We start from the raw sequence: 18,918 nt of genomic DNA on the forward strand, positions 1-18,918 counted from the left end.
GGCGTTCACCCGTCGTTGCCCGGGCTGTGCGTGTCGGTTCACCGGAAAGTGGTGCAGGTCACGTAGCGTTCGGGGCATCGGGCAGCGGGGAAGCTGTCCGTCCGGGAGGTCCGAACCGTGGCTGACGCGCACGCCGGGAGAGGGCCGGGACCCGGCCTCGCGGCGAGCACCCTGTCCGCTGCGGAACGGTCGCCCCGGTCCTGCAACCGATGCCCATCCGGCTGCCGGGTGGGTGTAGGAGTCCGACGTGACCGGTACAAACGTCCGCTGCACCTACGTCCTCGACACGTCTGTGCTGTTGTCCGACCCGTGGGCGGTGACGCGGTTCGCCGAGCATGAGGTGGTCTTGCCGCTGGTGGTGATCGGCGAGCTCGAAGGCAAGCGGCACCACCACGAGCTCGGCTGGTTCGCCCGCGAGGCGCTGCGGCTGCTCGACGACCTCCGCATGGAGCACGGTCGGCTCGACGTCCCCATCCTCATCGGGGAGGACGGCGGCACGCTGCGCGTGGAGCTCAACCACAGCGATCAGAGTGTGCTGCCCTCGGGTTTCCGCGCCGATACCAACGACGCCCGCATCCTCGCGTGCGCGCTGAACCTGCAGGCGGAGGGGTGCAGGGTCACTCTGGTCACCAAGGACACGCCGCTGCGCGTCAAGGCCGGGGCGGTGGGGTTGGCCGCGGACGAGTTCCACGCGCACGACGTCGCCGCGAGCGGATGGACGGGAATGGTCGACGCGGAGGTGCCGTCGGCGGAGATCGACACCCTCTTCGCCGAGGGGATGCTCGACGCCGACGAGTTTCGCGACCTGCCCTGCCACACCGGGGTGCGGCTCGTGGGGGAGTCGTCGAGCGCCCTCGGGCGGGTGACAGCGGATAAGCAGCTGCGGTTGGTGCGCGGCGACCGCGAGGCCTTCGGTATCCGGGGCCGGTCCGCGGAGCAGCGCATCGCCCTGGACCTGCTCATGGACGAGTCGGTGGGGATCGTGTCGCTCGGCGGGCGCGCCGGCACGGGCAAGTCGGCGCTGGCGCTGTGCGCGGGCCTGGAGGCCGTGCTGGAGCGGCGGCGGCACCGCAAGGTGGTGGTCTTCCGGCCGCTGTACGCGGTGGGCGGCCAGAACCTCGGCTACCTGCCGGGCAGCGAGTCGGAGAAGATGGGGCCCTGGGCGCAGGCCGTGTTCGACACCCTCGAGGGCCTGGCCGAGCCGCACACCATCGAGGAGATCGTGGCGCGCGGAATGCTCGAGGTGCTGCCGCTGACGCACATCCGCGGCCGGTCGCTGCACGACGCGTTCGTCATCGTCGACGAGGCGCAGTCGCTCGAGCGCAACGTGCTGCTCACGGTGCTCTCGCGGCTGGGCACCGGCTCGCGCGTGGTGCTCACGCACGACGTCGCGCAGCGCGACAACCTGCGGGTGGGCCGGCACGACGGGGTGTCCGCGGTGATCGAGAAGCTCAAGGGGCATCCTCTGTTCGCGCACATCACCCTGCACCGCAGCGAACGCTCCGAGATCGCAGAGCTGGTCACCGAGATGCTCGAGGAGTTCACGCCGGGGGCATGAGCGACGGGGCGGGACTCGACATCCAGATGGAAAGTGCGCACGCAGTCCGCTGCCCTGACGCCGAAGGTGGCGTCAGGGCAGCGGACGTGCTGTCAGGCGGTGCAACGGTCAGCTGCCGACGCTGCCAAACAGGCTCCCCAGGCTGCCCCCGCCGGCGGGGCTGTCATCGCCGGCGTCGTCTCCGTCGTCACCGGGGGTGTCGCCCGGGTCTCCGGGGTCGTCAGGGTTCTCGTCGCCAGGATCCTCCCCGCCGGAATCCGCGGTCTGGTCTGTGGACAGGCCGATGACGAGGGGGGCAGTCTCACCGTCACCAGCGACGGTCAGCTTGATGGATGCCGAGTAGCCGTCCTCGGTGTCGATGAGGATGTGGTGTGTGCCATCGGCAACGTCCTGCGGGATTGCGAAAGCGACCTGAGCATCGCCTTCGTCACCGACGATGAAGTCGCCCACATGTACTGGGGTGGAGGCGAGTCGTGCGGTGCCGGCGACACCCGGTTCGAGACCGGTCATGGTGAGCACAATCGGACGGCCACGCGAAACGGACCAGCCTGTGTCCGCACCGCTGCTTGTCGACCACCCGAGACTCCTTTCGATCAGCATTGCCCCGCAGTCACGGACGGCGATGCGCGATCGCGTGACCGGGCAGTAGTCGATCGCGGAGTCGTACGACGTGTGGAAGAGGGTGCCGAGGTTCACGACCTTAATTCCTAGCGACTCGTCGAGGACTGCTCCGGTGTAGAGGCTCATCGGCGTGGGATTGCAGACGATGTCGCTACTGAGGCACTCTGACTGCAGAACAGCGGGATGAGCATTCACGAAATCCGTGATGTCGACGTGGGCCACAGACATGGCCGCATTCCCGTTCACAGAGCCGCCGAGCGGTTCATCGCCGGCGCTTCCGATATTTCCAGGCACGTCCGTCTGCCTATTGGGGTTGCCGACGAGATACACGGATGCCAGGTTCGCAAGGCGTTGTGGAGCATCGTTCTGAGTGCGGGCCAACCACTTATTGATGACGTTGGCACCTTGCGAGTAGCCAGCAAGGACCACCGCCGGATCGGCACCGGCACACTTCATCTCGATCGCCCGGTACACTCCATCGATCTTGTCCACCCCGGCGATCACGGATTCTGCGTACCCGGAGAAGTGGTATTCGGGATCCATAAGATCTACGGGGACTCCAGGGTAAGCGACACCCACCACGTTCATCGCACCAGGGTAGTCGCGGTCCAAGGAGTGGAAAACGGAACCTACCTTCGGGCCCATACCGTGATCCGGATATGCATACGGGTAGGAGTACGTGCTCGAGCCGACTTCGCCCTGCGGAAGCTCGCCGGACCCGCGAACTCCGACGAAGAACGGCTTGCGGCAATCAATTGCCTCATCTGCAGGGAAGTACGAGTCCCACTCAGAGGACATGTCGAATTGCACATCAACCGGCGCATTTCGGGATTCAGTCGTGCCATCTCCCAATTGGCCGTGCGCATTATCGCCCCAGCACTTCGTCACCATGTTCGGCATCGCCGCGCATGCGAAATCAATGCCCCCGGCGATCGCGTACGCATCAGTTACGCCAAGCACTCGCGTGGTATCGAGCGTGGGGTCGTCGTACCGAACGTCGGTGGTTCCGTCTCCGCGTTGCCGGCCGAACGGGATAATGCACGTCACTTGGTCTGATTCGAGCAGCACGCAAGGGCCGCCTAGATTGATCAGAGCGACGGCCTCGGCTGGCAGGGCGGTTGGCACCCAGCGTTCCGCTGAATTGGTATCGCTCCAACATTGAACTCCGGACGAATTGAGGGCAGCACACACCCAATTGTCGACATACATCGAACGGATATTCTTCACCGGCGCGGTGTACGTCATCACCCGCGGATTCCCCGGTGGCATTTTTGGTCCGTCTGGGTAGATCGTCCAGATCCTGCACTGAACATCGCCATCGCGTGCCTCGACGCAAAGGCCGTTGATGCCGACGGCCGCGTAGATGCCATCTCCGAGTCCGATTTCGACGGCGGTGCTGCTGAACCAACCGATGCTCTCAGGGGATCCACCGCTCATGCCCCCGTATGGGAATGCGCCAATGCAGAGCACCTTTCCGTCGGTTTTGACTCCGCAGAGGCTGGTGCCTGCAGCTGAAATCTGTGTTATATTGAATAGCCCTGGAATAACTGTAGGTGTGGAATACGAAACTACTGTACCAGCGTTATCCCTTGCGATCTCGCCCCAGCATTTGACGGTGAAGTCGGACAAGAGTGCGCATGTGAATGTTAGGCCGGACGCGAGTTGCGTCGCATCGGTGATGCCGGGAATGGATCGGGCCGCTTTTGATGGGGTTGACGAGTCGTCGTTCGACACGGCTGGCAATTGCTCGCCCCAGCACTGAACCTCACCGCCTCGGACGATCTGGCATGCGTGCCAGCCGGATGCTGTCAAGGAGCCCATTCCTGTGGCGGCTTGGGCGGATACGGCCGGAGCGGCCTCGGACGTGAATCCGGGAATTGCCACGATGAAAGCGAGTGTCGATGCTATCGCTGCGATGAGACTCGCGCAGCGTCGCATGACGGCTGACAATATTGGACGGCCCGTGCGAAAGTGCGGCTCCATGCATCCTCCAACTCGTGCGTGGCATGATTCAGGTTGGGAACCCGCCAGGTTGCCCGATTGTACAATGCAGTTAATATGGTGTCTGTCCCCCAAATGGAATACTTCCGGTCATCGTGCCGCCGCCGCTATGGCCTCCCGGGCCAGCTGCGGCCGGCAGATGAGAAGGTCGGACGGCCAGGGATTCTCCGTGTTGCAGTGCAGCGGGGTGGTGCCAGATCGGAAGCGCGTAGCGGCCGGCGCCCATGGCCCATCGGACCAGTAGGACTGGTCCGATGGGGCTAACCTGGCGGTATGAAGGCGATCAGCAGCACCAAGGCCAAGGCGCGGCTCAACGCGCTGCTCGCGGAGGTGGAGATGACCGGCCGCCCGGTGATGATCACCAGCCGCGGTCGGCCCGTGGCGGTGTTGTCGCCGGCGGCGGAGCGGTCCCGCACGTTCGGTGCGCTGAGCGGCATGAAGATTCCTGCCAGGTTCGACGACCCGCTCACCGACGCCGAGCTGGCACAGTGGGAGGGCGCTGCCGGGTGACGTCGATCCTGCTCGACACGAACGCGCTACTGTGGCTCGCCGCCGCGCCCGATCGCCTGGGGCCGGTGGCGCACGCCGTGCTGTCCGACTGCCGCCACGAGGTGTTCGTCTCGGCCGTGTCCGGGTGGGAGATCTCCATCAGGACAGCGTCGGGGCGGCTCAACGGTGACCGGCTGCTGGCGTCGTGGGCGGAGACGATGAGCGCCATGGGTATCGACGACATCGCGGTGGAGTGGGCCGACGGCGCCATGGCTGGGCGATTGCCATGGGAGCACCGTGATCCATTCGACCGGATGATCGTGGCGCAGGCCGCACGGCGCGGCTGGACGATCGCCACGAGCGACCGCGTAATGCACGCCGGCGCACTCGCACCCATGCTCGACACACGGATCTGAGGCGGACAAGCCGGAGGTGCGGCGGCGGGGCGCAGCCCGTCAGACCCTCGCTGCCGCGATCGCCTTCTCCGCGAGTTCCGGCCGGCAGATGAGCAGGTCCGGCAGCCACGGGTCCTCGGCGTTGTACCGGATGGGGGAGCCGTCGATGCGCGAGGTGTGCAGCCCCGCCGCTTGCGCCACGGCCACCGGTGCGCACGAGTCCCACTCGTACATCCCGCCGGCGTGCGCGTAGATGTCGGCGTCGCCGCGCACCACCGCCATCGCCTTGGCGCCGGCCGAGCCCTTCCTCAGCACCTCGGCGCCGAGCGCGTCGGCTATCCGTGTGACCCGGTCGTTGCGCCGATTCCGGCTGATGATCATGCGCGGCTTGTCGCCCAGCATGGGCGGCACGGGCGATACGGTGCCGCTGCTGTACGTCACCCCCAGCGCGGGCACGGCGACGGCGCCGAGTACGGCACGGTGGCCCACGACGAGCGCGATGTGCACCGCCCAGTCGTTGTGATCGAGCAGCCCGTACTCGTTGGTGCCGTCGAGCGGGTCGACGATCCACGTGCGTTCGGCCGTCAGCCGCGCGCCGGAGTCCGTGCCCTCCTCGGACAGGACTGCGTCATCGGGGAAGTGCTCTGCCAGACGCCCCATGATGTACTCGTGCGCTTCGCGGTCGCCGCTGTCGCGCAGCACGTAGGGGTCGATGGCCGACGAGTCGGAGCGCAGTTCCAGCAGCAGCTTTCCGGTGCTCTCCGCGATATCCGCGGCGAGCGCCGCGTCGGCGACCGGATCGTTGGTGTGCGCGCTCATCGTCTGCTCCCTCGCCCGGTGCCGTGTCGTCAGAATCGACCCTAACGGCACGCGGGTCCGGGCAGGCGCCGATCCGCCGGTAAACCGGGCGACGGCGGGCGGCCGCGGTCAGCTTCCGGGGAGCCCGGCGAGCAGGCCCGGGCCCTCGGACCGCGTGATCGCCATCGTCGTGTCGGTGACGGTGAGGTCGATGGGCGCCCGGCGCTGCCCGCCCAGCCACGCGTCGGCGAACGTGCGCACGGCCGGCGACTGCGCGTCCCGGGTGTCCCACAGGTCCTGGGTCAGGCCGATCGCGCCGGACATCGCGCGGGGCACGGAGTCCAGCCCCGGCCCTCGGGGCGTCATGCGCATGCCGTCGACGGTGTGCAGCTCCACGGGGAAGCGGGTGCCGTCCGGGGCGATCACTGTGGCGGTGCGTTCGGAGGTCGCCCACGCGAACTCCGCGACCTCCAGCCGGTAGCCGCGGGCCGCGCCGCGGTCCGGCAGCGGCACCGTGTAGTCGTACGGTGCGGGCGGCGCGAGCGTGTCCAGTGACCGGTCCTGCGGGGAGTTCTCCACCGGATCCCCTGTCAGCGCCGCGCCGGTGGGGGTGAACGCCCACGCGTCATCGGCGAGCATCTTGTGCCAGAAGCCGGTGCGGCCGTGCGCGTCGACGCCCTCCACTCGCAGCTCCCGCGCGTCCGATCCGGGTGCGCCGGTGGCGTGGATAGAGATCGTCGACGTGATGGTCCCGGGGACCTTCGGCTGCTGCACCCACTCCGGTGCGGGCAGCTGGATGCGGGCGACGCGCGGGTCGAGCGCCGCGGCGAACTGGTCGGCGGGCGGGAGCTTGCCCGACTGGTCCTGCCACGAGTACTTGAAGAACACGGTGTCGGCGCCGGAGATGTCGAAGTCGAACAGCCGGGTGTACATGTCGCCGTACCGGTTCATCACGAACGTCACCGACGCGGCCGTGGACATCGACTCCGCCTGGAAGCGTCCGCCCAGCGGCGAGCCGATCTCATAGCTGTAGTCGTTCGGCAGCCACGGGTCCAGGTAGACGATCCGGCTGCCGTCGCCCACGAGCACGGTGACCATCGTGCACTTGGCGCTGCCGACGAACTGCTGGTGGCCCGCGGTGTCGGTGTACGTGCGCTGGACCTGCGGCGCGTGGACGCTGAGCGCCCAATCGCCGTGGCCGCCCGGCATCCGCTGCCCGCGGTCCATCCACAGCGGCGCGCCGAACGACGACGTCCAGTTCCACAGGATCGGCGGGTGCGCCGCGTTGTCCATCGTATACAGCCACCCGTTGTCGTCGATGGCGGTGAGCTCGTCGTCGTCCACCGAGATTCCGACGAGGCGTCCCACCAGGCACCCGGGCAGCGGCACGGTGCGCCAGGGTTCCGCGGAACCGTGCGGACGGGTGAACAGCACGCGGTCCACCAGGGCGAACTCCCAGAACCGGCTGAAGCTCGTGGTGGCCGTGCGCAGGTCGACGCGTGCGGGCAGCGCGTCCTGATTCGGCGCCACGGCGAACGCGTCGATGCCCAGGTGCGACGGATTCGGCGGCGGACCGGGCGAGAGCTGCGCGGTGCCCACCGGCACGCAGCCCGCGGGCCCGGAGCCCGACGGGCCGGATGGGCCCGCGCCGGGAGCCGCGCCGGGGGCGAGCACGCCCAACGAGCCGGCGCCGGTGTAGGCGTCGTCCGCGACGGCCGGCACTGCCGCGAGGGCGGCCAGCAGCATCGCCGCCGCGGCGGCCGCCGTCCATCGGGCCCGCGGGCGAGTGCCAGGCGGGAGCATCACGCGTGCCGCACGGGACCCTGCCCCGTGCCCGGCGCCTGCCGTGTGCCAGGACAGTGCCGCATTCCGTCCGTGCCCCATCGACTCGGCCCTCCCGCGTGTCGGCCTACCGCTGATCGACACTAGCGGAACAGGACGGCCGATCAGGACGGAATTGCTTTGGCCGGGTCAGCGGCGGAAGGCGCCCGCCTGGTCCAAGAAGCCGATCGTCAGCGCGTCCCCGTCGAACGACACCGCCGCATCCGGGTGCGCGCGGAGGAAGACCTCGGCCCTGGGTGCTGCAGGGTCGGCCGGGGTGACGGCGAATGCGGTGTCGCCGGTGCGCGTCAATCGGTACGTCTCCGGTGCCGTACCCACGGTGAGCGTCGTGGTGTCGTTGCTCGTGCGGACGGTGGCCTCGCCGTAGAAGGGGTTGGTGTAGACGCCGTCGAACGCGGGCAGCGGTGCATTTTCCTGGGACCCGCTGATTCTCCCCGGCGCCGGACTGCCGCCGGAGGGCCCCGCAGTGCTGGTCGACGGGGCTCCTGCACCCGCGGACGGGGTCCCGGTGAACCATGCCTTCCAGTCGCGTTGCACGTCGCCGAACTGGACCAGGTCCGTGAACTCGGCGTTGACCACCTGCGCCGCCGCGACGGGCCGGGCGGGAGTCGACACGGCGTCGGTCAGCGTGACGATGCCGATGCCGGCCGACGGGATCAGGGTCATGGCGGAATCCGGGCCGCCCGCCGCGTCGGGGCCCGCGGCTCCGCCGCCGGTGATGACGACCCTGCCGGCGGCCGAGTCGGTCACGTTGAATCCGAATCCGCGCGCGACGCCGCGCGCGTCCACGGCGTTCGCGGGTTCCGTGTCCGGTGCTACCGCCTGCGGCGAGAGCGCGGCGGACAGCGGCTCCGCGGGGATGACGGGGAGGCCCTGGCTCATTCCGCCGGCGAGGACGACCCTCATCCAGGCCGCCATGTCGTGCACCGATGACGTCAGGCCCCGCGCGGGTGCGACGGCGTCCGCCCAGGCGCGGTCCACCGGGGTGACGGTGCCGTCCGCGGCGACGAGGGCAGATGCGGAACTGTCGGTGTCGGCGGCGAAGTCGCGTGACCGGTAGCTGGTCGACTCCATGCCGAGCCGGTGGAACAGGCTCCTATCGGAGAGCGTCGCCCAGTCCGTGCCGGCAGCGCGCGCCGCGGCCTCGCCCGCGATCGTCGGGCCCAGGGCTCCGGGCCGGGCCGACGTGCGGAATCCGGCCAGCGGCAGCGCATCCAGGCGGCCCAGGAACGACTGCCGGTCCACACCGATGCGCGCCGCCCCGGTGCCGGCGTCCTCGGGCAGCCCGGACGTCCCCGCGAACATGTCGCCCACGGTGGCGTGCTCGGACACGTACGGATCGGCTACCGCGAACTGCGGCATCAGCTCGCGGACGGGGGTCGACCAGGACCGGCCCCCGGTCAACTGGGTGGCGACGACGGTGGCGGACACCGGAGCGGACAGGGCGCCCACCGGGAACACCGTGTCCTTGTCCACCTCCGACCCGCCCGCGCCCGACGATCCGGCGTCCGGCGCAGGCGCGCCCGCGGGCGCGGTGGTCGTGCCGTAACCCCGCTCGAACACGACTGCACCGTCGTGCACCACGGCGATCGCCATCCCCGTCACATCCGGCGCTGCCATGGCGTCGGCGGCGATGGCGTCGAGCCTGCCCACGGCGTGGTCGATGCGGCCGTCGGGGATCGGCACGCCCGCGACCTGCCCGGGTGCCGGCTCCGGCGTGGACGACGGCCCGGTGACGGTGGGCGCGGCCCCGGGGATCGGCTGGGGGGTGGTGGTGCACGCGCCCGCCGCCGCGGCGACCGCGGCCAGCACCGCGACCGTCGTCAGCGCACGGCGGTGCGCGGCCATTCGCGATCCTCCTCCGCCGGCGTTCTGGTGTGCGCGGCGTAGTACCCGCGGCCGTGCGCACGTTGATAGTGCCAGGCGGCCGTGGGCAGGGGCCCGCGCCGGTGCAGCCAGTAGCGCCGGGGAAGCGACTCGCCCGGGCGGGTCCGCCCCACCGTGATCGGGGCGGTCACCACGCCCGGGCCCTCGTCGCGAGTGCGCTCGGCCAGTACGTGCCCGTGGGAGTCGGCGATGAGCGTTGCCCCCTCGAGCCGCCCGCGGTACCGCAGCGGGGTCCACGGCATTCGGCAGTCGACGGGTCCGCAGTGGGCCGCATGCACCAACGGCGCGCCGACGTAGCGGGAGAAGTCGGCGGCGGCGCGGCGGGCCGTGGCCTCGTTGCGCGCCTCCCAACGCTCGAACAGGCCGCGGGGACGCCACTGCGGCACCGTCCACCATCCCGAGCCCGTCATCATCAGGTCCACCCGCCCGCGCAGCCGCCGGGCGGTGCCGGTGCGCATCAACTCCCAGCACACCGCCGCCCCTGCCGTCGGAGCGGCGGACATGCCGCCGAAGGCATCCGGCGGAAGGCCGATGAGCCCCGGGTCGCCGCCGCCGATGTAGAAGGAGTTCTCCCACATCGTGGGCAGGTCCTTGTCGTGCCGGCCGAGCAGCGCGCCGTCCGGGCCTGCGAGGAAATACGCGTTGCGCACCTCGCCGTCGTCGTCGCGGCACAAGAAGGAGCCGCCCACCAGCGCGTGATGCCGGACCGCGAGCCGTTGCAGCAGCGCGGTGGCGGACCCGCCGGGCGGCAGCGCGGCATGCGAGAGCGCGGGTTCGAACGCGATGCCGGTGGTGAAGAACTCGGGCAGCGCGATGATGCGTGCGCCCCGGGCGCCCGCGTCGTCGGCGAGTTCCTCGCAGCGACGCAGATTGTGGTCCACGTCCGCGATGCGCGCGTCCAATTGCACGGCCGCCGCCAGGACCGTCTCGCTCCGTGCAGGACCCGGCGCGGATGCCCGCTCGCCCCCCGTCATTCGCCGTGGGCGGACTCGCCCAGCTCGGCGCGGGTCATCGCGAGCACGTCCAGCCGGCGGTCGAGTTCCTCCTCGCTGATCCGATCCGGGACCAGGCCGCTGTCGATGACGGCCTGCCGGATCGTCGTCTTGTCGGCGAGCGCCTTCTTGGCGACCTTGGCGGCGCTCTCGTAGCCGATGGCGGAGTTCAGCGGGGTGACGATGGACGGGGAGCTCTCCGCCTGTTCGCGCAGGTGCTCCTCGTCGGCCTCGAGTCCTGCAATGCACCTGTCGGCGAACAGCCGTGACACGTTCGAGAGCAGCCGGAGAGATTCGAGGACGTTGCGGGCCATCACGGGGATGTACACGTTGATCTCGAAGGCCCCGCCCGCGCCGGCCCATGCGACGGCGGCGTCGTTGCCGACCACCTGCGCCGCCACCTGCGTGACCGCCTCCGGCAGGACCGGGTTGACCTTGCCGGGCATGATCGAGCTGCCGGGCTGCAGATCCGGCAGGCGGATCTCCGCGAGCCCGGTCAGAGGCCCAGACCCCATCCACCGGACGTCGTTGGCGATCTTGGTCAACGACACCGCGACGGCGCGCAGCGCGCCGGACACCTCCACCAGGCCGTCACGGGCGGCCTGCGCCTCGAACGAGTTGACCGCGGTGGACAGGACGTCGAGCTCAGCGGTGCGGCGGAGATCCTCGACGACGCGGACGCCGAAATCGTCGGGCGCATTGAGCCCGGTGCCCACCGCAGTGCCGCCGATGGGGAGTTCACCGAGGCGGGGGAGCGCGGCGCGGACCCGCTCGATGCCCGCCTGCACCTGGCGTGCGTAGCCGCTGAACTCCTGGCCCAGCGTGACCGGCACGGCGTCCATCAGGTGCGTGCGGCCGGACTTGACGACGGTCCACCACTCGGTGGCCTTGTCGGCGAGCGCCCCCTCGAGGTGCTCGAGAGCGGGGATGAGGGTGTGCACGGCCGTCTCCGCCGCAGCGACGTGGACGGCGGTGGGGAAGGTGTCGTTGGACGACTGCGACATGTTGACGTGGTCGTTGGGGTGCACGGTCACCCCGGCTGCGGCGGCGAGGGAGGCGATGACCTCGTTGGTATTCATGTTGGAACTGGTGCCGGAGCCGGTCTGGAACACGTCGATGGGGAACTGGTCGTCATGGCGCCCCGCCGCGATCTCCTCGGCGGCCGCGATGATGGCGTCCGCCTGGGGCGGGTCCAGCAGGCCCAGCTCTTTGTTGACCCGGGCGCAGGCCGCTTTGAGCAGGCCCAGGGCACGGATCTGCGAGCGCTCGAGGCCGCGCCCGCTGATGGGGAAGTTCTCGACTGCGCGCTGGGTCTGCGCCCGCCACAATGCGTCGATGGGCACCTGCACCTCGCCCATGGTGTCGTGCTCGATCCGGAACCCGGCCGCGTCGTCGCTCATGGCCTCCACCATGCCACCGACCGTCGGGGGGCGTGTACGGGATGCGGTGAGGGCGGTGGAAACCCGCGTAACGGGAATGGTGGTGTTTGTGATGTAGAACACGAGTATGGATTGCGAGGTGGCGGGTATGCGTACTTCGGACGATCACCGGCCCGCGGTGCGGGAGCGCCGCGGGCCATCGGCGGCGGCCGCCGCGGTCCGGCACCCGGTTGCCGTCGCGTCGGCGCTGGCGCTGGCCGGGCTGCTGGCGGGCTGCGGTTCGGGCGGTGGCGGCCCGGCGGAGGGGACGGCATCCCCGGTCGCCTCGGGCGTGCAGGCCACCGAGACCGCGGCGGGGACGACGCTGCAGTCGTCCCCGACGCCGGCAGTCACGGACGGGAGTGGAGCGCACGCAGGTTCCTCGCCGGGCGAGGCGGCGCCGGCACCCGTTGCGGGCCCGTCCGCCGCGCCGGCGGGCGGCGGATCCGGCGGCGGGCCGCAGTGCGGCGTGGACCCCTCGGCGCCGGCGATCGCGCAGGCCGTCCAGACGCTCTCGCAGAATCAGCCGTCGCGCTACGGCTGGACCTATGTGGGGGAGTCGAACTACGACCCGTGCGTCGACCTCAGCTATGCGATGGCCGAAACCCCCGGGGCCACCGCGTCCTCGCCGATGCAGCTGATGCTGTTCCACCAGGGCGCGTACGTGGGGACCGGGACGCTGTGCGCGATGCCATACACGTCGGTGATCGGAACGGCCGACGATGAGGTCGACGTCCGATACCGGTGGCTCCGGGGCGACGAGGCCTCGGCGGATCCGTCCGGCGAAGCGACCACGAGTTACGTCTGGACCGGCGACGGCGTCCGCATGACGCGGCCGCTTCCGGAGGAGGCGCAGGTCAGCTGCTGACCTGCGGCACAGTGGCGACGTCCGGTCGCAGCGGCGCCTGGACGGCGGCGGCGAGCATCGCCACTGCGGTGTCGACGAAGTCCTCGTGCGGGAGCAGTACCGCCGCATCCTCGTCGATGCGGCGCGCGCGGTCGGCCAGCACCGCGGTGAGCATGCCGATGAGCATGGCCAGCCGCTCGCGCACCATCGGCTCGGGAAGTGCGCGGAGAAGGACGTCGGCGAGCGCATCGAGCTGGGTGCCGACGGAGCTGTACCGCAGCGGCTGCGGCATCCGCCGGGTCGCGACCCCGGAATCGCCGGCAAGCTGCGCGGTGATGCGGAGGAAGTCCCTGCCGGACGGCGACTGCAGCTCGCCGGAGACCGGGCGGACGATGACGTCCACCAGGCCGCCGGAGTCGCGCGGCAGGGCGCCGGGCGGCTGGCGGGCCTCGATGGCATCCATGTGCCGGGCGATGATCGCCTGCAGCAGTCCGTGCCGGGAACCGAAGTGGTAATTGACCGCGGAATCGTTGCCCTGCCCGGCGGCCGCGACGATCTGCCGGGTCAACGTGCCGTCGATGCCGTGGCGTGCGAAGAGGTGCTCGCCGGCCGTGAGCAGTCTGTCGCGCGTGCTTTCGGGGCGAGACGTCATGGGCGTAGTCTAACAGTCACTGTTAGTAACAGAACCTGTTAGAGGAGCCGCCATGACAGCAGCCGCCCGCCCCCGCATCTACGATCCGTTCGACGCGGGCTTCCAAGCGGACCCGTATCCCGCCTACCGCGTGCTGCGGGACGACGATCCCGTGCACCGGCACGACGACCCTCCGTTCTGGGCGCTCTCGCGCTTCGAGGACATCTGGCGCGCGGTCCGCGACAACGCGTCGTTCTCGTCGGAGCAGGGGCTGACGTTCTATCCGGACGAGATCGGCACTCTGGGTCTGGCCCCGACCATCGTCATGCTCGATCCGCCCCGGCACACGCGCCTGCGCAGTCTCATCGCCAAGGGGTTCACGCCGCACCGGGTCATGTCCATGGAGCCGGACATCCGCGCCTTCGTTCGCGCGCGGCTGGACGCGATCACCGAACGTGCGGCGGGGGGCGAGCCGGTGGACCTGCACCGCGAGTTCTCCTCGCCCATACCGACGTTCGTGCTCGCGGAGCTGTTCGACCTGCCCGGCGGCGACCGCGGGCGGTTCGACCCGTGGGTGCGCGCGCTCACCGCCATCCAGGACGGGGGCTTCGATCTGGAGGCGATGGACGCCAAGGACGCGGTGGCGGAGATGTTCGGGTACTTCTCCGAGCTGATCACGGCGCGGCGTGCGAACCCGGGCGACGACATGATCAGCGTGCTCACGCAGGCGGAGCTGGACGGCGAGAGACTCACCGACTGGGACATCCTGGGCTTCTGCTTCGTGCTGGTGGCCGGCGGCAACGACACCACGGGCAATCTCATCAGCCACGGGGTGATGCTGCTCGACTCGGACCACCGCCAGCGCGAGATGGTCGCGGCGGACAAGGACCTCATCCCCGGGGCGTTGCTGGAGTTCCTGCGCTTGGAGGGCTCGGTGCAGGGGCTCGCCCGCACCACCCTCAAGCCCGTCCGCATCCACGGCGTCGAGATCCCGGAGGGGCAGAAGGTGATGATGCTCTACGGGTCGGCCAACCGCGACGAGCGGGAGTTCGGGCCCGACGCGGACCTGCTCGACGTGACCAGGACGATCTCGCGGCATCTGGGGTTCAGCAGCGGCGTGCACTTCTGCATCGGGTCGCACCTGGCGAGATTGCAGGCGCGCATCGCCTTCGAGGAACTGCTGGCCCGGCACCCCCACGTGGGAGTGGACCTGGACCGCTCGGAACGCCTGCGCTCGGCCTTCACCCGCGGCTGGGTCCATCTGCCCGCCACCGGACTCGACGGGGCGTGACGGCGGGGCCGTACGGCGGGGTCGACGGTGCGCGGCGCGCCGCCGGCGATTATCCTCGCGCCGGCCGGGTGATCGTGCCTGTGCGGTGGACGGACGGTGGCCCGCAGCGGCCGGAAAGAGGGGACGAGTGCACGTCTCGAGCTGGAACAGGAATGCCGGGCTCATCGCCGGGGCGGTGGCGGCCGTGGCGCTGACGGTGACGGGATGTTCGTCGGGCGACGGGGGCGACGCCGCTGCCGCGAGCGTCACGTCTGCACCCGCCGCGCCGTCGGAGTCCGGTACGCCGGAGCCCCCGGCCACCTGGACCCCGGCCACGGTTCCGTCCGGTCCGCCGGCGCCGGCGCCCGCACCGGGAGGCGGAGGACAGGCCGGGGGTGCCCCGGGCGGCGGCGAACAGGGCGACGGGGGACAGGACGGCGGTGCGGAGCTCACGCGCGATCAGGCCACCGAGCAGCTCAAGCGGCTGCTGGGCGACCCGAAGGATGCGCAATGGGAAGGCGACACCCTGCGCGTCACGATGAGCTGGGGCTCGGCGGACATCGAGGGGATGGACGGCGTCTGCCAGGGCGCCCAGATGATCCTCCAGCAGTACACGGGGACACTCACCATGGACTTCCCCGACGGCACTACGCGCACGTGCACGCCGTGAACCGCTCCGGTTGACCGACCTGCAGACGGCGATCCCCGAGGGCCGGTGACCCGGCCCTCGGGGATCGCTGCGCAGGCGCTAGGTCGCGTCAGTGCTGGAAGTCCGGGGTGGTGTACTCGCGCAGCTTGGCGAGCCGGTGCTGCGCGTCGATCATCCGCACCGTGCCGGACTTGGACCGCATGACGATGGACTGCGTGGTGGCCCCGCCCGCGCGGTAGCGCACCCCGCGCAGCAGATCGCCGTCGGTGACGCCGGTGGCGCAGAAGAAGATGTTCTCGCCCGTCACCAGCTCTTCGGTGGTGAGGACCCGCGACACGTCGTGCCCGGCGTCGATTGCCTTCTGGCGCTCGGCGTCGTCGGTGGGTGCCAGGCGGCCGTGCAGCGCGCCGCCCATGCAGCGCAGCGCCGCCGCGGCGATGATGCCCTCAGGCGTGCCACCGATGCCCACCAGCATGTCCACCCCGGAGTCCGGGCGCGCGGCGGCGATGGCGCCGGCCACGTCGCCGTCGGAGATCAGGCGGATGCGCGCACCCGTGTCGCGGACGTCCTGGATGAGCTGCGCGTGCCGGGGCCGATCCAGGATGCACACCGTGACATCCGAGACATCCGAATGCTTGGTCTTGGCCACCCGGCGAATGTTCTCGGCGGTCGGCGCGGTGATGTCGATGACATCAGCGGCGTCGGGCCCCACGGCGATCTTCTCCATGTAGAACACGGCGGACGGGTCGAACATCGCGCCGCGCTCGGCGCACGCCAGGACGGCGATGGAGTTCGGCATGCCCTTGGCCATGAGGGTGGTCCCGTCGATGGGGTCCACCGCCACGTCGCAGTCCGGTCCGTCGCCGTTGCCGACCTCTTCGCCGTTGAACAGCATGGGGGCTTCGTCCTTCTCGCCCTCGCCGATGACGACCACGCCGTGCATGGACACGGAGCTGATCATGTGCCGCATCGCGTCGACCGCGGCGCCGTCGCCGCCCTCCTTGTCGCCGCGTCCCACCCAGCGACCTGCGGCCATCGCCGCGGACTCCGTCACCCGGACCAGTTCCATGGCGAGGTTGCGGTCCGGGGCCTCACGGTGGGTGGGCTGCGCGCTGGTCGTCATCGGGCGATACCTCCTGGAAGCGTGTGGGATGGATTCTCGCAGAGTGTGCCACGAGGTGCGGCACCGGACTCGGTGTGCGGAACCGGGGCTGCGATACTGGGGATGTGGCAGCCGACAAGCCGAGACTCTTCCATAGCAACCGCGACCTGGCGCTGTCGCTCATCCCCCTGGTCATCATCTGTCTGGTGGTCGCGGGGCTGGCGGGGCAGTGCTCGTTCAGCCCCGGCGGGCCGTCCCAGGGGCAGATTCCCCAGTACGACGCGGGTCCGGTACTGCGGACCGACGCGACGACCTACCAGTTCCCCATCCGGTTGCCGGACACCCCGGAGGGGTGGCACACGAACTCCGGCGGAAACGACCCGATCGACGGCAACGACGGCGGCATCGCCATCCGGGTGGGGTACATCACCGGCACCGGCGACTACCTCGAGATGGTGCAGACCAACGCCCGACCCGCGGCGGTCGTCCGCTTCATGGTGGACGAGAACCGCCCGGCGACCGGAAGCGAACAGGTCGCCGGCGTCGACTGGACCGTGTACGCCCGGGAGGATGCCGAGACCGTCTGGGTGGCGGACCGCGGCGACGTCCGCTGGGCGATGACGGGCCGGGCAGGCGAGGCCGACCTGCGCCGGATGGCGACTGCACTCGCGCAGGCGCCGCCGCTGCCGTCCGAATGATCGCGTCGCTGCAGCCTCGGCCCGGCAACGCCGCGGCTCAGGGTCGGCGCGGGGCGCGGCCGAAGAATCCCGGGAGCCGCTCGTAGGCGATGGCACCGGTCGCCGCGTCCACCGGATCGGCGAACACCCGGCGGCTTCCTACTCCGAGTCCTGGCCGGGTTCGTCCGGGGCGTCCCCCTGCAGCGCCGTCTCGATGCGCCGCCGTGCGCCGTCGAGATGGAACTCGCAGCGCTTCGCCAGTTTTTCGCCCCGCTCCCACAAAGCGAGCGAGGCGTCGAGGTCCAGGCCGCCCTGTTCCAGCACGCGCACCACGTCGACCAGCTCGTCGCGTGCCTGTTCGTAGCCGAGATCTTCCACGGGCGTCTCAGATGCGTTCACTTGCCGGTTCCCCTGTCATCGGACTGTTCGGAATCTGCGGGCCGGTGCGGTCCCGGTCGCGGCGGGCGTGTCCCGCCGTCAGGTGTCACGGTTGATCACCGCGGCGCGCACCGCACCGTCGGCCACCCGCACCCGCAGCTGGGCACCCGGCGGTGCGTCCTCGACGGTGCGCAGGACCTCGGCCGTGCCATCGGTGCGGATGTGCTGGACCACGGCGTACCCGCGGTCGAGGGTGGCCGACGGGCCCAGCGTGGTCAGGCGGGCGCGCAGATGGTCCACCGACTGCTGCTCCGCTTGGACCGCGCGCCGCACGTCCCGGCGTACGGCCTCGCGCAGTCGCAGCACCTCGTCGTCCATCCGTGCTATCGCCCCGAGCGGGTCGGCCAGGACGGGGCGGCTGCGGATCTGCTCGAGTCCGCGGACCTCCCTGTCCACCCAGCCGCGCAGGGCCCCCGCGCTGCGGGCGCGGAGCTCGGCCAGCAGTGCGCGTTCGGCCGCGACGTCGGGCACCACCCGTTTCGCGGCGTCGGTGGGCGTGGCGGCGCGGAGGTCGGCGACGAGATCGAGCAGCGGGTTGTCTGGCTCGTGTCCGATCGCGCTGACCACCGGCGTGGTGACGGCGGCCACCGCGCGGCACAGCGCCTCGTCGGAGAACGGCAGCAGGTCCTCCACGCTGCCGCCGCCGCGGGCGATGATGATGACCTCGACGGCGGGGTCGGCGTCGAGTTCGCGGAGCGCCTCGACCACCTGGGGCACGGCGGAGGTGCCCTGGACGGCGGTGTTGCGCACGGTGAATTGCACGTCGGCCCAGCGCTGCTGCGCGACGGAGAGGACGTCCCGTTCGGCGGCGCTGGCCCGGCCGGTGATCAACCCGATCCCCCCGGGGAGGAACGGCAGGGGTCGCTTGAGCCGCGGATCGAACATGCCCTCGGCGGCGAGCAGCTTGCGCAGCCGCTCGATGCGCGCGAGCAGCTCGCCGATGCCCACCGCCCGGATCTCCGTGACACGCAGCGACAGCGTCCCCCGGCCGGTGTAGAAGGTGGGCTTGCCGTAGACGACCACGCGACTGCCCTCGGTGAGCGGGACGGGCGCGTCACGCAGCAAAGCGGGGGAGCAGGTGACCTGCAGGGACATGTTGGCGGACGGGTCGCGCAGGACGACGAACGCCATCCGCGTGCCCGGCCGGGCGTTGATCTGGGTGATCTCGCCCTCCACCCAGATCGAACCCAGTCGGTTGATCCACTCGGAGATCTTCGTCGCGACGACGCGCACCGGCCACGGCTGCTCCGCGCTGCTCGACTGTGCGGAACCCTGCCGGCCGCCGGCTCCGCCCACCGGTGCG

At 70.5% G+C, this 18,918-nt stretch carries 17 protein-coding genes; 7 read left to right on the plus strand and 10 right to left on the minus strand.

Annotated features, from left to right (window positions below; genetic code table 11):
- The first annotated feature begins 247 nt into the window (after nucleotides 1–247).
- Complete coding sequence (locus FO059_RS07095; RefSeq protein ID WP_143907539.1) at nucleotides 248–1,558, plus strand: PhoH family protein; 1,311 nt, start codon at nucleotides 248–250, stop codon at nucleotides 1,556–1,558.
- A gap of 108 nt (nucleotides 1,559–1,666) precedes the next feature.
- On the opposite strand, the gene FO059_RS07100 is transcribed toward FO059_RS07095, so the two are convergent.
- Nucleotides 1,667–3,616: a cutinase family protein gene (locus FO059_RS07100; protein WP_143907541.1), complete on the minus strand. Its 1,950-nt coding sequence runs from the start codon at nucleotides 3,614–3,616 to the stop codon at nucleotides 1,667–1,669.
- A gap of 837 nt (nucleotides 3,617–4,453) precedes the next feature.
- Here FO059_RS07100 and FO059_RS07105 point away from each other — a divergent pair.
- A complete protein-coding gene (locus tag FO059_RS07105; protein WP_143907543.1) occupies nucleotides 4,454–4,690 on the plus strand; it encodes a type II toxin-antitoxin system Phd/YefM family antitoxin in 237 nt (78 codons plus the stop codon).
- Nucleotides 4,687–5,085 (plus strand): type II toxin-antitoxin system VapC family toxin, encoded by a 399-nt coding sequence (locus tag FO059_RS07110; protein ID WP_143907545.1) that lies wholly within the window; start codon nucleotides 4,687–4,689, stop codon nucleotides 5,083–5,085. The genes FO059_RS07105 and FO059_RS07110 overlap by 4 nt, the downstream gene beginning before the upstream one ends.
- Before the next feature lie 39 nt (nucleotides 5,086–5,124).
- Here FO059_RS07110 and FO059_RS07115 read toward each other — a convergent pair whose 3' ends face one another.
- The 5 genes from FO059_RS07115 to FO059_RS07135 form a co-directional block, all read right to left on the minus strand.
- Nucleotides 5,125–5,883 (minus strand): 3'(2'),5'-bisphosphate nucleotidase CysQ, encoded by a 759-nt coding sequence (locus FO059_RS07115; RefSeq protein ID WP_143907547.1) that lies wholly within the window; start codon nucleotides 5,881–5,883, stop codon nucleotides 5,125–5,127.
- A 108-nt stretch (nucleotides 5,884–5,991) separates the two neighbouring features.
- A complete protein-coding gene (locus FO059_RS07120; protein WP_233266819.1) occupies nucleotides 5,992–7,665 on the minus strand; it encodes a hypothetical protein in 1,674 nt (557 codons plus the stop codon).
- Between the two features lie 168 nt (nucleotides 7,666–7,833).
- A complete protein-coding gene (locus FO059_RS07125) occupies nucleotides 7,834–9,552 on the minus strand; it encodes a serine hydrolase domain-containing protein (protein WP_143907554.1) in 1,719 nt (572 codons plus the stop codon).
- Complete coding sequence (locus tag FO059_RS07130; protein ID WP_143907556.1) at nucleotides 9,528–10,565, minus strand: carbon-nitrogen hydrolase family protein; 1,038 nt, start codon at nucleotides 10,563–10,565, stop codon at nucleotides 9,528–9,530. Before FO059_RS07130 ends, FO059_RS07125 begins: the two co-directional genes overlap by 25 nt.
- A complete protein-coding gene (locus tag FO059_RS07135) occupies nucleotides 10,562–11,983 on the minus strand; it encodes a class II fumarate hydratase (protein ID WP_143907558.1) in 1,422 nt (473 codons plus the stop codon). Before FO059_RS07135 ends, FO059_RS07130 begins: the two co-directional genes overlap by 4 nt.
- 127 nt (nucleotides 11,984–12,110) lie before the next feature.
- On the opposite strand from FO059_RS07135, the gene FO059_RS07140 reads away from it, so the two are divergent.
- Entirely contained in the window at nucleotides 12,111–12,869 is a 759-nt protein-coding gene (locus FO059_RS07140) for an LppP/LprE family lipoprotein (RefSeq protein WP_143907560.1), read from the plus strand.
- Here the strand turns inward: FO059_RS07140 and FO059_RS07145 are convergent.
- Nucleotides 12,859–13,500: a TetR family transcriptional regulator gene (locus tag FO059_RS07145; RefSeq protein ID WP_199257029.1), complete on the minus strand. Its 642-nt coding sequence runs from the start codon at nucleotides 13,498–13,500 to the stop codon at nucleotides 12,859–12,861. The two genes, FO059_RS07140 and FO059_RS07145, sit on opposite strands and share 11 nt — an antisense overlap.
- 52 nt (nucleotides 13,501–13,552) lie before the next feature.
- On the opposite strand from FO059_RS07145, the gene FO059_RS07150 reads away from it, so the two are divergent.
- Together FO059_RS07150 and FO059_RS07155 are read left to right on the plus strand one after the other, a co-directional pair.
- On the plus strand, nucleotides 13,553–14,770 hold the full coding sequence (locus FO059_RS07150; protein WP_143907562.1) for a cytochrome P450: 1,218 nt from the start codon (nucleotides 13,553–13,555) through the stop codon (nucleotides 14,768–14,770).
- A 127-nt stretch (nucleotides 14,771–14,897) separates the two neighbouring features.
- Nucleotides 14,898–15,419 carry a hypothetical protein gene (locus FO059_RS07155; protein WP_143907564.1) on the plus strand — a complete coding sequence of 174 codons (522 nt, stop codon included), beginning with the start codon at nucleotides 14,898–14,900 and terminating at the stop codon, nucleotides 15,417–15,419.
- Nucleotides 15,420–15,507: 88 nt separating this feature from the next.
- Here the strand turns inward: FO059_RS07155 and glpX are convergent, their stop codons facing one another.
- Nucleotides 15,508–16,521, minus strand: a complete 1,014-nt coding sequence (glpX, locus tag FO059_RS07160; protein WP_143907566.1) for a class II fructose-bisphosphatase — start codon at nucleotides 16,519–16,521, stop codon at nucleotides 15,508–15,510.
- A gap of 104 nt (nucleotides 16,522–16,625) precedes the next feature.
- On the opposite strand from glpX, the gene FO059_RS07165 reads away from it, so the two are divergent.
- On the plus strand, nucleotides 16,626–17,198 hold the full coding sequence (locus FO059_RS07165; RefSeq protein WP_158726540.1) for a DUF4245 domain-containing protein: 573 nt from the start codon (nucleotides 16,626–16,628) through the stop codon (nucleotides 17,196–17,198).
- Nucleotides 17,199–17,336: 138 nt separating this feature from the next.
- Here FO059_RS07165 and FO059_RS07170 read toward each other — a convergent pair whose 3' ends face one another.
- Together FO059_RS07170 and xseA are read right to left on the minus strand one after the other, a co-directional pair.
- Complete coding sequence (locus tag FO059_RS07170; protein ID WP_143907570.1) at nucleotides 17,337–17,576, minus strand: exodeoxyribonuclease VII small subunit; 240 nt, start codon at nucleotides 17,574–17,576, stop codon at nucleotides 17,337–17,339.
- A gap of 78 nt (nucleotides 17,577–17,654) precedes the next feature.
- Nucleotides 17,655–18,911 carry an exodeoxyribonuclease VII large subunit gene (gene xseA / locus FO059_RS07175; RefSeq protein ID WP_233266818.1) on the minus strand — a complete coding sequence of 419 codons (1,257 nt, stop codon included), beginning with the start codon at nucleotides 18,909–18,911 and terminating at the stop codon, nucleotides 17,655–17,657.
- Between the last annotated feature and the right edge of the window lie 7 nt (nucleotides 18,912–18,918).

The sequence above is a fragment of the Tomitella fengzijianii genome (assembly GCF_007559025.1).
Classification (GTDB): Bacteria; Actinomycetota; Actinomycetes; order Mycobacteriales; family Mycobacteriaceae; genus Tomitella; species Tomitella fengzijianii.

Bases quoted from the DNA above. Each gene is read 5' to 3' on its own strand.
- FO059_RS07100 (WP_143907541.1), bottom strand. From the start codon at position 3,616: ATGAGCGGTGGATCCCCTGAGAGCATCGGTTGGTTCAGCAGCACCGCC.
- FO059_RS07105 (WP_143907543.1), top strand. From the start codon at position 4,454: ATGAAGGCGATCAGCAGCACCAAGGCCAAGGCGCGGCTCAACGCGCTG.
- FO059_RS07115 (WP_143907547.1), bottom strand. From the start codon at position 5,883: ATGAGCGCGCACACCAACGATCCGGTCGCCGACGCGGCGCTCGCCGCG.
- FO059_RS07120 (WP_233266819.1), bottom strand. From the start codon at position 7,665: ATGCTCCCGCCTGGCACTCGCCCGCGGGCCCGATGGACGGCGGCCGCC.
- FO059_RS07125 (WP_143907554.1), bottom strand. From the start codon at position 9,552: ATGGCCGCGCACCGCCGTGCGCTGACGACGGTCGCGGTGCTGGCCGCG.
- FO059_RS07130 (WP_143907556.1), bottom strand. From the start codon at position 10,565: ATGACGGGGGGCGAGCGGGCATCCGCGCCGGGTCCTGCACGGAGCGAG.
- FO059_RS07135 (WP_143907558.1), bottom strand. From the start codon at position 11,983: ATGAGCGACGACGCGGCCGGGTTCCGGATCGAGCACGACACCATGGGC.
- FO059_RS07140 (WP_143907560.1), top strand. From the start codon at position 12,111: ATGCGTACTTCGGACGATCACCGGCCCGCGGTGCGGGAGCGCCGCGGG.
- FO059_RS07145 (WP_199257029.1), bottom strand. From the start codon at position 13,500: ATGACGTCTCGCCCCGAAAGCACGCGCGACAGACTGCTCACGGCCGGC.
- FO059_RS07150 (WP_143907562.1), top strand. From the start codon at position 13,553: ATGACAGCAGCCGCCCGCCCCCGCATCTACGATCCGTTCGACGCGGGC.
- glpX (WP_143907566.1), bottom strand. From the start codon at position 16,521: ATGACGACCAGCGCGCAGCCCACCCACCGTGAGGCCCCGGACCGCAAC.